This window comes from Streptomyces sp. WMMB 714, assembly GCF_900090125.1.
GTDB classification, from domain to species: Bacteria; Actinomycetota; Actinomycetes; order Streptomycetales; family Streptomycetaceae; genus Streptomyces; species Streptomyces daqingensis.
In genome coordinates this window covers 169,721-182,069 of record NZ_FMHJ01000002.1, presented here as the reverse complement: position 1 = coordinate 182,069, position 12,349 = coordinate 169,721, and the positions used below count along the sequence as shown (strand labels likewise).

The following is a 12,349-nucleotide window of genomic DNA, read 5'->3' as shown; positions in this document are numbered from 1 at the left end:
AGGTGCCGGACGTGCCGGCGCGGAGGGGAAGGCGCGCCCTTCAGGGGTTGCGCAGGAAGCCGTCGCCGTGCTGTGCGATGTGCTGTTCGAGCGCGGACAGGGCCTGCTGCACCTCCGCGGGCGAGCCGCTGCCGCGCTGCTGTGCGTAGTAGGCGGAGCCGAGGCGGCGCAGCAGGTCGTTCCCGGCGCGCTGGGCCTGGACCTCCTCCATCTTCTCCTTGCCCTGCGCCAGCCCGCGCTGCGCCTGCTCCTTGGCCCTGTCGAGGAAACCCGCCATCGTCCTGCCTTTCGTCGGCTGCGTGTGCGTATGCCTGTGCCGGTGCGCCTGGGGACGCGTAGGCCGTACGGCTGCGCGGCTGTGCTGTTGCGCCGCGCTTTCTGTACGGCGGTGCGGCCGTGCGCGGGAAGAAGCCCAAAAGCACCTTCTGTCCCGGCCCTTCAACGTATGCCGTGATCAGGCGGTTCCCCGCTCATCCTCCGCCAGCACGTCGAGGGCGAGTTCCACCAGCCGGGGGACGGCCGGGTGGCCGGGCCGGCCGGAACCCCTGGGCGTCTCCCGCCACATGAGCATCAGCGGCACCTCGGCGGCTCCGGCGAGCGGCCTGTAGACGACGCCGGGGTGCGGGTGCATCTCGGCCGTGGCGCAGGTGGAGACGCCCACCGCGCTGCCTGCGGCGATGGCGCCCAGCCAGTCGTCGGTGTTGGCCACCCCGATCGTCGCGCTCGCCTCCGGGCGGATCCCCTCCGGCCACAGGTCCAGCGTCGTCAGACCGGAGACGATGTTCAGGGCGATCGTGTGCGAGGCGAGGTCTTCGAGGGTCAACGGGGGGCTTTTTTCGGCCAGTTCACTCCCGGCGGGTACGGCGGCCACGCGGGGTTCGTTGCGGAGCCACTCACCCAGCAGGCCCTGCGCGTCCACCGGGATCATCGGCGCCCGGACCGCGGCGATGTCGACCTTCCCGCTCAGCAGGCCGGCCGTACGGTCGTCGACGCGCAGCAGTTCGAGCGGAGTGTCCGGGTAGCGCTCCTTCCACCGGCGCAGCAGGGGAGTGGTGTGCCTGCCCAGCGCGGACCAGGCGTGCCCGAGCCGCAGCGGCCACGGACGCAGCCGTGCCGGATCGAGCGCCTCGTCGACGACGGCCACGGCCGTCGCGGCCTTCTCCCTGAACCTGCGGCCGTCCTCGGTCAGTTCCAGATGGTGCGTCGAGCGGTCCACCAGGCGGACGCCGAGATGGGTCTCCAGCTGACGAAGGGTCCGGGAGAGCGCGGGCTGGCTCATCCGCAGCACGGCCGCCGCGGACGTCACGCTGCCGGCCTCCGCGATGGCGAGGAACGCGCGCAGATGGCGCAGGTCGGCGGTCATGCACAGGGAGCATAGCCGCAGGAGAAGCCGCATTTCACAGCCTGGCGCGCCCGTCCTAGCGTGGCTGCATGACCTCTGCTGACCGCGCCGCGGTCCTCTCCCGCGGCCCCTCGTCCGGGCTGGGCGGCGGACGGCTCGGCGCGGTCGGCATGGTCGTCGGCAGCGCGCTGTCGCTGCAGCTCGGCTCGGCCGTCGCCGTCACTCTCTTCCCGCGGGCGGGTTCGCTGGGGGTCGTCGCGCTCCGGCTGCTGTTCTCGGCGCTGCTGCTGCTCGTCGTGTGCAGGCCGCGGCTGCGTGGCCACTCCCGCGCGGACTGGACGGCCGTCGCCGGTCTGGGCGTCGCGCTCGGCGCGATGAACACGCTCTTCTACCAGGCCATCGACCGCATTCCGCTGGGCGCCGCGGTGACTCTGGAGCTGCTGGGCCCGCTCGTGCTGTCCGTCGCCGGGTCGCGGCGCCTTCTGAGCCTGCTGTGGGCCGTACTGGCGTTCGCCGGGGTCTACCTGCTGGGCAGCAGCGGCTTCGGGCGCGTCGACTTCGCCGGTGTGGCGTACGCCCTCGCGGCGGGCGCCATGTGGATCGCCTACATCGTCTTCAACTCCCGTACGGGCGCCCGCTTCCCGAAGGCGGACGGCCTCGCCCTGGCCATGGGCGTCGCCGCGGTGCTCAGCGCGCCGCTGGGCGTGGCCGACGCCCGCGGCGCTCTGCTGGACCCGGTGACGCTCGGACTGGGCGCCGCGGTCGCGGTGCTCTCCTCGGGCGTGCCGTACACGCTGGAGCTGTTCGCCCTCCGCCGGCTCCCCGCCGCGACCTTCGCCCTCCTGATGAGCCTCATGCCCGTCGCGGCGGCGACAGCGGGCTTCGTGGTGCTCGGGCAGCGTCTGGAGCCGCTGGAGGTGGTGGCGATCGTGCTGGTCATCGCCGCCAGCATGGGGGCGGTCCGGACGCCGCCCGCCCGTACGGCCGGTGAGGCCGGCCGGGGCGAGGGGAGCACGCGCACGCCATAGGCTGCACCGGTGGACGAGCGGCAGACGGTCGGCTGGACCGAGGACGACGAGGAACGTTCGGCGCTGTGGCGCTCCGAGAACGGCATGAAGCCGCCCCGGCGCGTCCGGCCCGCGGACGACCGCACGACTGCCGACGCCGCCTACAAGCTGGCGTGCGAGGGCACCGCCCTGCTGTGGCGCGGCGACTTCCACGGGGCGCGCCAGCTGCTGTCCGCGATGCGCCGGCGAGTCGACCGCAAGCAGCCGAAGGCGGGAGCGGGTCCCCGCGAGGACTTCCATCTCCAGCGGCAGGCCCAGGCCCGGCGGGCGAGGGTGCTGGGCATGCTGCTCGTGCCGCTCGACACCGACGCCGCGGGCGGAACCCACACGGTGCCGCTGCGCCGCGCCCCCGACGTGGCGGAGGCGTGCGCCGAGGCGTACGGCCCTCCTGCCGCGGGTGAGCGCTCCCTCGTGCCGCTGCGCGAGCTGCTCGGCGTGATCGGTGCGCACGAATGGCGGCGGCGGGGCGTGCCGGTCCCCGCGCTGGACGGGGAGCGCGTGCGCCCCGCGTACGGGGTGTTCTCGCCGGTGCGCGGCGAGTACGTCGACCTCGTCGCCCGCACGCGACTGCCCCCGGACGGAACGGCGTTCGACATCGGAACGGGGACGGGGGTGCTCAGCGCCGTACTCGCCCGGCGTGGCCTGACGCGCGTCGTCGCGACCGACCAGGACCCGCGTGCGCTGGACTGCGCCCGCGAGAACCTCCGCCTGCTGGGCGCCGGGGAAGCGGTGACCGTGGTGGAGGCGGACCTCTTCCCGCCCGGGGACGAGAAGGCCACCCTGATCGTCTGCAATCCGCCGTGGCTTCCCGCGAAGCCCACCTCACCGCTGGAGCACGCCGTCTACGACCCGGGCAGCCGCATGCTGCGGGGGTTCCTCGCAGGGCTCGCGGAGCGGCTGGCACCGGGAGGGGAGGGCTGGCTGATCCTTTCCGACCTGGCCGAGCACCTGCAACTGCGCAGCCGGGAGGAGCTGTTCGGCTGGATCGGGGAGGCCGGTCTGACGGTCGCGGGCCGCGAGGACACCCGCCCGCACCACCCGCGCTCCGCCGACCCGGCCGATCCCCTGCACGCGGCCCGCTCGGCGGAGGTCACCTCGCTGTGGCGGCTGCGAGCCGCGGCCGCGTGAACGGCGGCCGCTTGAACGCGACCGCGTGAACCGCCGCCGCGCACGCCGGGGGAGCGAGCGGGCGCACGAGGGGTGGGGCCGGGCGTAGCCGGGTAGCCTCCGCCGTCGTTGCCGCGATCGTCAGCCGTACCGGAGGACCGCCGCATGCCGCGACGAGAGGTGAACGCCGGAGCCCGCCCGCCGGCGCGGTTGCGGCGGGCGAGAGCCGCGGTTTCCGCGATCTTCTTCGTGCACGGTGCGGTGTTCGCCTCCTGGGCGGCCCGCGTGCCCGCCGTCAAGGACGAACTCCACCTGTCCGCCGGTGTGCTGGGGCTGGTGCTGGCCGGGCCGGGCCTGGGTGCCCTGGCGGGCAGCCAGCTGGGCGGCGCGATGGTGGACAGGTTCGGCGGACGTGCCGTCAGCGCCTCGGCTCCCGTGGTGCTCTGCGCCCCGCTCGGGCTGGTCCCGGCGGCGGACTCGGCGTGGCCGCTGCTGTGCCTGCTCGCGGTGCTCGGGGCCGCCGACGGCTGTACCTCCGTGGCGATGAACGCCCAGGCAGTCGTCGTGCAGGAGCGGTACGGGCGGACCGTCCTCAACTCCCTGCACGCGATCCGGAGCATCGGTGCGGTCGCGGGCGGGCTGGCCGGAGCCGCGACGGCGCTGCTCGGGCTGACGCTCGCCGCCCAGTTCGCCCTGACGGCCGTGGCGCTGGCTGCCGTCTCCGCCGTGGCGGCGGGCGGCCTGCTGCCCGAGGCGGAGGCGGGCCGCCGTCAGGCCGGGGCGCAGGCGGTCGGGGAAGAGCGGATCGCGGACGAGCCGGTCGCCGGGCAGGCGCAGGCCGCGTCGTCCGCCGGGCGCGCGGAAGCCCGGGCGGGCGCGCCGGTCGGGCAGGGCGCCCAGGGGCGGAAGACGGTGCTGCTGCTGGCCGTCATGGTCTTCCTCGCCGCCCTGGTCTCGGACGCCCCGGCCTCGTGGAGCGGCGTCTACCTGCGGCACGTGGGTGCGGACGCGGCCACCGCGGCGGCCGGATACGCGGCCTTCTCGGCCGGGGAGGTCTGCACGCGCCTCTTCAACGACCGCCTCGTCAACCGGTTCGGCTGGGTCCGGCTCATCAGGTCCGGAACCCTCGGCTGCGCGACCGTGCTGGCCGCCGCGCTGATGGCCGGTCATCCGGCCGCGGCCATGGCGGCGTTCGTGGCGGCGGGTGCGGGAATCAGCGCGGTCTTCCCCGGAGCCTTCACGGCGGCGGGTTCCCTGCCGCGCCCCGGACCGGCGATGGGCCACCTCGGTTTCGCGGGGAACGCGGGCTGGCTGGCGGTCTCGCCGCTCGTCGGCGGGCTCGCGACGCTCGTCGGGCTGCCCGCCGCGCTGGGGGTGCTGGTGGTGGCCGCGCTGGCGATCGCCGCCCTGGCGCCGGTGACCCGGCCGAAGGCCACGGGAGGCGCCGGCGCCCCGCTGCTGTCGGCGCGCGAGGAGAAGCGGGAGGGCAAGGAGCCGCGGTGAGGGCGCGGGCCCGGAGACGACAGCACCCGGTCCGTGGTGGCGGCCGTCTTCGACGGCGCTCGGACCGGGTGCTGTCTGAGGACGGGCGGTCGTGGACCGCCGGCCCGCCGGCTCGGGGGAGTCAGCCCTTCTTGGTCTCCCAGAAGATCTTGTCGATCTGGGCGATGTAGTCGAGGGCCTTCTGGCCCGTCGCGGGGTCGGTGGAGCCCTTCGCCGTGGAGAGCGCCTTCAGCGTCTCGTTGACCAGCTGGTGGAGCTCCGGGTACTTCTCGAAGTGCGGGGGCTTGAAGTAGTCGCTCCACAGCACCGAGACGTGGTGCTTGGCCAGCTCCGCCCGCTCCTCCTTGATCACAACGCAGCGGGTGCGGTAGGCCGGGTCGTCGTTGGACTGGTACTTCTCCTGGATGGCCTTGACCGACTCCGCCTCGATGCGGGCCTGGGCCGGGTCGTAGACACCGCAGGGCAGGTCGCAGTGGGCGCTGACCTGCACCGTGGGGGCGAACAGACGGGAAAGCATAGAGCCGTCCTTCCTCGTGATCGTCTTCTCACCTGTGAGATTACTCCGTAGGGGAGGCCCTTTCGCGTGTGCCCCCGTGGGCTTAGGACAAAAGTCCAGTGTTGGCTGGAGCGGGAACCGCCGGGACACGACCGGGGACACACTGCCGGGCACGACCGGGGACACTGCCGGGACGAGGTGAGGCGCGCACATGCCGGAGCGGGCGATCGAGACGGGCGGGAGCGGGATGCGGGGGAACGGTGGTCCCGGCGGGGGTCCGCTGAAGCGGATCGGGCTGGCCGAGGTCTACAACCCGTCCATGACGCCCACGCTCCGGCCGGGCGACCGCCTGGTGATCAAGTACGGCTCCGGTGTCCGGCCCGGCGCGGTGGTGGTGCTCCGGCATCCCTTCCAGCACGACCTGCTCATCGTCAAGCGCGCCGTGGAGCGCAGGCCGGGCGGCTGGTGGGTGGTGGGCGACAATCCGCACGTCCGCAACGACAGCCGCGAGTTCGGCGCGGTGCCCGACGACCTCGTGGTGGCCCGCGCGTGGGTGCGCCTGCGTCCGCGGGGAGGGGGTCAGCGGTCGTTCCGGGACGCCGTGCGCTGGGCGCTCTCCGCCGTACGTCCGCTGGTGGCGCTGCGCGCGCGGTCCGGTTCCTCTCCGCTCTCCAGGCGCTTGCGGGCCCGGTAGGCGGCCACGTTGGCCCGGGTCGCGCAGCGGTCGGAGCAGTAGCGGCGGGAGCGGTTGGTCGAGGTGTCGAGGTAGGCCTGGCTGCACGGGGACGCCTGGCAGATGCCGAGCCTGTCGACGCCGAGGTCCGTGAGGTGGAAGGCCAGGCCCATGCAGGCGGTGGCGGCGTAGCCGGCCGCCGTCGTGACGGGATGCTCGGCCAGGTGCATGTGCCAGCGCGGGCGGCCCTCCTGGTCGAGGTCGCCGTGGCCGCTGATCTGGGGGCTGGTGGGGAACTCCATCAGCAGCGAGTTGAGCAGGTCGACGGCCCGTGTCTCGTCGCCCTCGGAAGCGGCGCTGAAGACGGCGCGCAGCCGTGTCCGCACGCCGCGGAGCCGGCCGACGTCGGCCTCCGCCGCCCGGCGGGCCATCTGCAGGTTCCTGCCGCACAGCTCCTTCACGGACTCGACGGACGTCAGGGTGTCCTCGCCGCGTTCCGGCTGCTCGGTGTTGACCAGGCGCACCGCCATGTCGGAGTAATGGGTAAGTTCCACTTGTGATCCTTACGGCTGCTGGTCTATCGTCGGGTATCGGTAATAGCTGTATTCAGTTAGAGGGTATTACGCCGAGGAGGGACTCGTGGCGACGCACCAGGAGACGGCCGACGATCACGCGAACTGGCGGGCATGGCAGGACAGCTGGGACCGCCAGCAGGAGTGGTACCTCCCCGACCGCGAGGAGCGCTTCCGCGTCATGCTCGACATGGTCGAGGCGCTCGCGGGCCCGGAGCCCAGAGTGCTCGACCTCGCCTGCGGCACGGGCAGTATCTCGGACCGGCTGCTGCGGAGGTTCCCCGCGTCCCGCAGCACGGGCGTCGACCTCGACCCCGCGCTGCTCACAGTGGCCCGGGGGCACTTCGCCGGCGAGAGCCGCGTCGAGTTCGTCACCGCCGACCTCACCGACGCGGACTGGGTGCGCGCCCTCCCGCACACCTCGTACGACGCGGTGCTGACGGCGACGGCGCTGCACTGGCTGCGCACGCCCCAACTGACCGCTCTCTACGGGCAGATCGCGGGTCTGCTGCGTGCGGGCGGTGTCTTCGTGAACGCCGACCACATGCCGGATCCCTCGACGCCCCGCATCAACGAGGCGGCCGACGCCTTCAACAAGCGGCGCCGCGAGCGGGAGAAGGCCGCGGGGGCGAGCGACTGGGCCGCCTGGTGGGGGGAGATGGCAGGGGAGCCGGCGCTCGCCGGCGTGGTCGAGGAGCGGTACCGCATCTTCGGCGACCCTACGAAGGGCGACCACGCCGACGGCGAGGTCCAGTCCGCCGCGTGGCATGCGCAGGCGCTGCTCTCGGCGGGGTTCGCCGAGGCGCGGCAGGTCTGGTGCTCCCCCGAGGACGCGATGGTGCTGGGCCTGAGATGACACTCCGCTCCGCGCGGGCGGGAAGAGGGACCGCTGTGCCGCGGCAGGCGCACAAGTGAGGGCGGTGCGGGCCCGATCGGCCCGTACCGCCCTCGACCCGCCTGTCCGGCCGCGCGCTCACGTCAGCGGCGGGCGATGCCCTCCGCCCGTGCCGCCGCGGCGACGGCCGCCGTCACCGCGGGGGCGACGCGCTCGTCGAACGGCGAGGGGATGACGCACTCGGGGCTCAACTCGTCGGAGACGACGGCCGCGAGGGCCTCCGCCGCCGCGAGCTTCATGCCCTCGGTGATGTCCGTCGCCCGCACCTGCAGCGCGCCGGCGAACACGCCGGGGAAGGCCAGCACGTTGTTGATCTGGTTCGGGTAGTCGCTGCGGCCGGTCGCCACGACGGCGGCGTACTTGCGGGCGACGTCCGGGTGGATCTCCGGATTCGGGTTGGCCATGGCGAAGACGAAGGAGTCCTCGGCGAGGGTGGCCACCGCGGACTCCGGGACCGTGCCGCCGCTGACGCCGATGAAGACGTCCGCGCCGTCCATCGCCGACTCCAGTGACCCGGTGCGCCCCGCCTTGTTGGTGAACCCGGTCAACTCCCGCTTGACCGAGGTCAGATCGTCCCGGTCCGCGGAGACGATGCCCTTGCGGTCCGTGACCACGATGTCGCTGACGCCCGCCTCCACGAGGATCTTGGCGATGGCGATACCGGCCGCGCCCGCGCCGGAGATGACCGTGCGCAGGTCTCCCAGCGAACGCCCCTTCAGGAGCGCCGCGTTGCGCAGCGCCGCGAGGGTGACGATCGCGGTGCCGTGCTGGTCGTCGTGGAAGACCGGGACGTCCAGGCGCTCCTTGAGCTTGGCCTCGATCTCGAAGCAGCGGGGCGCCGCGATGTCCTCCAGGTTGACGCCGCCGAAGGAGGGCGCGAGCCGGACGACGGTCTCCACGATCTCGTCGGTGTCGCGGCAGTCGAGCGCGACGGGGAAGGCGTCCACGCCGCCGAACTGCTTGAAGAGGATGGACTTGCCCTCCATCACCGGGAGGGACGCCTCAGGGCCGATGTCGCCCAGACCCAGCACCGCGCTGCCGTCCGTGACGACCGCGACGACCTGCGACTTCCAGGTGTAGTCGTCCACCAGTTCCGGCTGGCGTGCGATGGCGCTGCACACCTTGGCGACGCCCGGCGTGTAGGCGAGGGACAACTCCTCCGCGTCGCGCACAGGAACGGTCGCCTGCACCGCCATCTTGCCGCCGCGGTGCAGGGCGAAGGCGGGATCGAACCCGTCCTCGTCCAGGCCGTCCTTCGAATTGACGATCTCCGCTGCCACTTTGTCGAACCCCTTTGTCGAATCTTTGTGAGGGTGGCCGCTCCCTGGTTGAGGAACGGGCGGGAAACCACGTCCGCTGCCCGGCCGGCGGTTGGCCGCCGTCCAGGCGCCGAACCCGGGCCGGCTGGGCCCGGGTGTGTCCCCGGTGGGCTGTGGAGGCCCGGTGGGGAGAGGCGAACGCCGGGCGCGCCGCACACGCGCCCCGGTCCCCGGGTGAGGGGTGTAATCGACCTTTCTACCGGACAAGGCCCTTGCGTTACGACCCGCTTCCCGTACGGCAGTAACCAGTAATCGGACATTAGCTGACAGAACAGCCGGAAGGTCGCCGTACGTCGGGAAGTGGTGCCACCGAGGCAGTCCGTGCGTCAACGGACCGCGACTCCGTGGCGGTGTGACGCAGGTCTCCCGCCGACTGATAGCGACACCTTGTACGCGACGCGTGAGCGACCTGTATTCGGATTGCGGGCTCCGTTATCCGATTTTGACTCGCCAGCCGTCGGTAACCGCCTGAACGGATGGCAGGATTTCCCCATCCCAGCCGCCACCCACGCGGTCGTGACACGCGCAGGTGTGCCCGACCGGCCGCCGCTCACAGCAGGAGGACCCCGCCATGACCGCACGCACTACCCGACGCCAGGTCACCGCCACGGCACGGCGTGCACGGACGGCTGCGCCCGTCGCCCTCGCGGTGACCGGCGCGCTCCTGCTGGCCGGATGCGGGGACCAGACGGACGGCGCGTCGGAGAGCTCGAAGGTCGAGGGCAGCAAGGCGCCCCTCTTCGACAAGCTGCCGAAGAAGATCCAGGACAAGGGCGTCATCAAGGTCGGCACGGACGCCGCCTACAAGCCGATGGAGTACAAGATCGGCCAGGAGATAGTCGGTCTCGACCCCGACCTCGCCGACGCCATGAGCAAAGAGCTCGGTGTGCGCTTCGAGTTCACCAACGGCACCTTCGACGGCCTGATCACCTCGCTCCAGACCGGCCGCTTCGACATGATCATGTCCTCGATGACGGACACCAAGGACCGCCAGGAGGGCCTGGACGACCAGGGCAAGAAGGTCGGCAAGGGCGTCGACTTCGTCGACTACCTCACGGCCGGCTCCTCGATCCTCGTCAAGAAGGGCAACCCCGAGAAGATCGAGTCCGTCGAGCAGCTCTGCGGCAAGAAGGTCGCGACCCAGCGCGGCACGACCTCGCACGAGATCCTCAAGAAGCAGACGGACAAGTGCAAGAAGGACCGGAAGCGGCCGATCACCGTCGAGCCCTTCGACAACGACGACGAGGCCCGGGTGCGGCTGAAGGCCGGTGGCGTCGTCGCGGACATCTCCGACTTCCCCGTCGCCGCCAACGCCGCCAAGGAAGGCCGCGACTTCGAGGTCGTCGGCGAGCAGATGGAGTCCGCTCCCTACGGCATGGCCGTCTCCAAGGGCAACGACAAGCTGAGCGGCGCGCTCAAGGCCGCGCTGAGCGAGATCATCGAGAACGGCGCGTACGAGAAGGCGCTCAAGAAGTGGGGCGTCGAGGACGGCGGTGTCGACGCGGCGAAGATCAACAGCGGTTCCTGAGGCTGCGAAGGCCCCGGGACCGACGTTGAACGCACGCTGAAAGGCAACACCCATGACCGCACCCCTCGACAAGGCGCAGGACGGCGCGCCTCCCAAGGTCGTCACGCCCCCGGAGGCGATCAAGGCGATACCCGTGCGGCACTACGGCCGCTACGTGTCCGCCGTCGTCGTCCTCGCCCTGCTGGGCCTCGTCGTCAAGGCGTTCGCCGAGGCGGACCTCACATGGGGCTCCGTCGGCGAGTTCTTCTTCAACGACCAGATCATGGAGGGCGTCAAGAACACCCTCGTGGTCAGCGTGCTGTCGATGCTGATGGGCCTCGTGCTCGGCGTCGTGCTCGCGGTCATGCGGATGTCGAAGAACCCGGTGACGTCGTCCGTGGCCTGGGGCTACATCTGGTTCTTCCGGGGCACGCCCGTCTACGTCCAGCTGCTGCTCTGGTTCAACCTGGCGCTCATCTTCCCGTACCTGAATCTCGGCCCGATCTACAAGGACGAGATGACGGACGTCATGACGCCCTTCATGGCGGCCCTGCTCGGGCTGGGCCTCAACGAGGCCGCGTACATGGCGGAGATCTGCCGCGCCGGCATCCAGTCCGTCGACGAGGGGCAGACCGAGGCGTCGCAGGCGCTCGGCATGACCAGCGGCCAGAACATGCGCCGCATCGTGCTGCCGCAGGCCATGCGCGTCATCGTGCCGCCCACCGGCAACGAGTTCATCAACCTGCTGAAGACGTCGGCTCTCTGCGCCGTCGTGCAGTACGAGGAAGTGCTGCGCAAGTCGCAGAACATCGGAAACAACTCCGGTGCGGTCGTGGAGATGCTGTTCGTGGCGACCATCTGGTTCCTCGTCATCACCACGATCTTCAGCATCGGGCAGTTCTACCTGGAGCGTCACTACGCGCGCGGCTCGTCGCGCCAGTTGCCCGCGACACCGTGGCAGCGGGCGCGGCAGCTGGTCTTCACCTTCAGCCGCGGTACGGGATCGGGCTCCGGTTCGGGAGCGGGAGGCGCCGCATGAGCAACAACGGCAGCACGGGGAAGACCACGGCGATCCCGATGGTGAAGGCCGAGGCGGTGCACAAGTCCTTCGGCCCGGTCCAGGTGCTGAAGGGCATCGACCTGGAGGTCGCGCCGCGCGAGGTCTTCTGCATCGTCGGGCCCTCGGGCTCGGGCAAGTCGACCTTCCTGCGGTGCATCAACCACCTGGAGAAGATCAACGCGGGCCGCCTCTACGTCGACGGCACCCTCGTCGGCTACCGCGAGCACGGCAACAAGCTCTACGAACTGCGGGACCGCGAAGTCGCGGCGCAGCGGCGCGACATCGGGATGGTCTTCCAGCGCTTCAACCTCTTCCCGCACATGACCGCGGTGGAGAACGTCATGGAGGCGCCGGTACTGGTCAAGCGCGAGAGCAGGGCGAAGGCGCAGGAGCGCGCCCGTGCCCTGCTCGCCCGCGTCGGACTGTCCGACAAGGCCGACAGCTACCCCTCGCAGCTCTCCGGGGGCCAGCAGCAGCGCGTCGCCATCGCCCGCGCGCTGGCGATGGAGCCGAAGCTGATGCTCTTCGACGAGCCCACCTCCGCGCTCGACCCGGAGCTCGTCGGCGAGGTGCTGGACGTGATGCGGGACCTCGCCGAGGACGGCATGACGATGATCGTCGTCACGCACGAGATGGGTTTCGCCCGCGAGGTGGGCGACTCCCTCGTCTTCATGGACGACGGCGTGGTGGTCGAGTACGGCAACCCCCGCGACGTCCTGACCGATCCGCAACACGAGCGGACGAAGTCCTTCCTGTCGAAGGTCCTCTAGGCAGCCGGGCGACGGTGCAGCGACGCGGGCACGCCGAG

Annotated in this window: 13 protein-coding genes; 8 read left to right on the top strand and 5 right to left on the bottom strand. The window is 71.7% G+C overall.

Annotated features, from left to right (window positions below; genetic code table 11):
* Positions 1-40: 40 nt before the first annotated feature.
* Both H181DRAFT_RS03520 and H181DRAFT_RS03515 read right to left on the bottom strand, forming a co-directional pair.
* Positions 41-277, bottom strand: coding sequence for a hypothetical protein (locus H181DRAFT_RS03520; protein ID WP_045862709.1), 237 nt, complete (start codon positions 275-277; stop codon positions 41-43).
* Between the two features lie 177 nt (positions 278-454).
* Positions 455-1,363 carry a LysR family transcriptional regulator gene (locus tag H181DRAFT_RS03515; RefSeq protein ID WP_045862708.1) on the bottom strand — a complete coding sequence of 303 codons (909 nt, stop codon included), beginning with the start codon at positions 1,361-1,363 and terminating at the stop codon, positions 455-457.
* Positions 1,364-1,431: 68 nt separating this feature from the next.
* On the opposite strand from H181DRAFT_RS03515, the gene H181DRAFT_RS03510 reads away from it, so the two are divergent.
* The 3 genes from H181DRAFT_RS03510 (at position 1,432) to H181DRAFT_RS03500 (ending at position 5,019) form a co-directional block, all read left to right on the top strand.
* Positions 1,432-2,370 carry an EamA family transporter gene (locus H181DRAFT_RS03510; RefSeq protein ID WP_254666681.1) on the top strand — a complete coding sequence of 313 codons (939 nt, stop codon included), beginning with the start codon at positions 1,432-1,434 and terminating at the stop codon, positions 2,368-2,370.
* Between the two features lie 9 nt (positions 2,371-2,379).
* A complete protein-coding gene (locus H181DRAFT_RS03505) occupies positions 2,380-3,537 on the top strand; it encodes a methyltransferase (protein WP_045862707.1) in 1,158 nt (385 codons plus the stop codon).
* Between the two features lie 144 nt (positions 3,538-3,681).
* The gene (locus tag H181DRAFT_RS03500; RefSeq protein ID WP_078895462.1) at positions 3,682-5,019 is read left to right on the top strand and encodes an MFS transporter; all 1,338 of its coding nucleotides are present in this window, start codon (positions 3,682-3,684) and stop codon (positions 5,017-5,019) included.
* A 121-nt stretch (positions 5,020-5,140) separates the two neighbouring features.
* Here the strand turns inward: H181DRAFT_RS03500 and sodN are convergent, their stop codons facing one another.
* Complete coding sequence (gene sodN, locus H181DRAFT_RS03495; protein ID WP_045862705.1) at positions 5,141-5,536, bottom strand: superoxide dismutase, Ni; 396 nt, start codon at positions 5,534-5,536, stop codon at positions 5,141-5,143.
* A gap of 226 nt (positions 5,537-5,762) precedes the next feature.
* Here sodN and sodX point away from each other — a divergent pair, with 226 nt between their 5' ends.
* Entirely contained in the window at positions 5,763-6,209 is a 447-nt protein-coding gene (sodX, locus tag H181DRAFT_RS03490; RefSeq protein ID WP_254666707.1) for a nickel-type superoxide dismutase maturation protease, read from the top strand.
* Here the strand turns inward: sodX and H181DRAFT_RS03485 are convergent.
* Positions 6,095-6,742: a CGNR zinc finger domain-containing protein gene (locus H181DRAFT_RS03485; RefSeq protein WP_045862704.1), complete on the bottom strand. Its 648-nt coding sequence runs from the start codon at positions 6,740-6,742 to the stop codon at positions 6,095-6,097. The two genes, sodX and H181DRAFT_RS03485, sit on opposite strands and share 115 nt — an antisense overlap.
* An 85-nt stretch (positions 6,743-6,827) precedes the next feature.
* Between H181DRAFT_RS03485 and H181DRAFT_RS03480 the strand changes: the two genes are divergently transcribed.
* Positions 6,828-7,616 carry a class I SAM-dependent methyltransferase gene (locus H181DRAFT_RS03480; protein WP_045862703.1) on the top strand — a complete coding sequence of 263 codons (789 nt, stop codon included), beginning with the start codon at positions 6,828-6,830 and terminating at the stop codon, positions 7,614-7,616.
* Between the two features lie 122 nt (positions 7,617-7,738).
* Here H181DRAFT_RS03480 and H181DRAFT_RS03475 read toward each other — a convergent pair whose 3' ends face one another.
* Positions 7,739-8,935: an NAD(P)-dependent malic enzyme gene (locus H181DRAFT_RS03475; protein WP_045862702.1), complete on the bottom strand. Its 1,197-nt coding sequence runs from the start codon at positions 8,933-8,935 to the stop codon at positions 7,739-7,741.
* 610 nt (positions 8,936-9,545) lie between these two features.
* On the opposite strand from H181DRAFT_RS03475, the gene H181DRAFT_RS03470 reads away from it, so the two are divergent.
* Genes H181DRAFT_RS03470 through H181DRAFT_RS03460 form a run of 3 tightly spaced genes read left to right on the top strand, consistent with a single transcriptional unit; the run spans position 9,546 to position 12,311 of the window.
* Positions 9,546-10,502: an ABC transporter substrate-binding protein gene (locus tag H181DRAFT_RS03470; RefSeq protein ID WP_045862701.1), complete on the top strand. Its 957-nt coding sequence runs from the start codon at positions 9,546-9,548 to the stop codon at positions 10,500-10,502.
* 52 nt (positions 10,503-10,554) lie between these two features.
* Entirely contained in the window at positions 10,555-11,520 is a 966-nt protein-coding gene (locus H181DRAFT_RS03465) for an amino acid ABC transporter permease (RefSeq protein WP_045862700.1), read from the top strand.
* The gene (locus H181DRAFT_RS03460; RefSeq protein WP_302622621.1) at positions 11,517-12,311 is read left to right on the top strand and encodes an amino acid ABC transporter ATP-binding protein; all 795 of its coding nucleotides are present in this window, start codon (positions 11,517-11,519) and stop codon (positions 12,309-12,311) included. The genes H181DRAFT_RS03465 and H181DRAFT_RS03460 overlap by 4 nt, the downstream gene beginning before the upstream one ends.
* Positions 12,312-12,349: the final 38 nt, after the last annotated feature.

Coding starts and splice junctions, on each gene's coding strand:
- H181DRAFT_RS03500 (WP_078895462.1), top strand. CDS start 3,682: ATGCCGCGACGAGAGGTGAACGCCGGAGCCCGCCCGCCGGCGCGGTTG.
- H181DRAFT_RS03465 (WP_045862700.1), top strand. CDS start 10,555: ATGACCGCACCCCTCGACAAGGCGCAGGACGGCGCGCCTCCCAAGGTC.
- H181DRAFT_RS03515 (WP_045862708.1), bottom strand. CDS start 1,363: ATGACCGCCGACCTGCGCCATCTGCGCGCGTTCCTCGCCATCGCGGAG.
- sodN (WP_045862705.1), bottom strand. CDS start 5,536: ATGCTTTCCCGTCTGTTCGCCCCCACGGTGCAGGTCAGCGCCCACTGC.
- sodX (WP_254666707.1), top strand. CDS start 5,763: ATGCGGGGGAACGGTGGTCCCGGCGGGGGTCCGCTGAAGCGGATCGGG.
- H181DRAFT_RS03470 (WP_045862701.1), top strand. CDS start 9,546: ATGACCGCACGCACTACCCGACGCCAGGTCACCGCCACGGCACGGCGT.
- H181DRAFT_RS03520 (WP_045862709.1), bottom strand. CDS start 277: ATGGCGGGTTTCCTCGACAGGGCCAAGGAGCAGGCGCAGCGCGGGCTG.
- H181DRAFT_RS03510 (WP_254666681.1), top strand. CDS start 1,432: ATGACCTCTGCTGACCGCGCCGCGGTCCTCTCCCGCGGCCCCTCGTCC.
- H181DRAFT_RS03460 (WP_302622621.1), top strand. CDS start 11,517: ATGAGCAACAACGGCAGCACGGGGAAGACCACGGCGATCCCGATGGTG.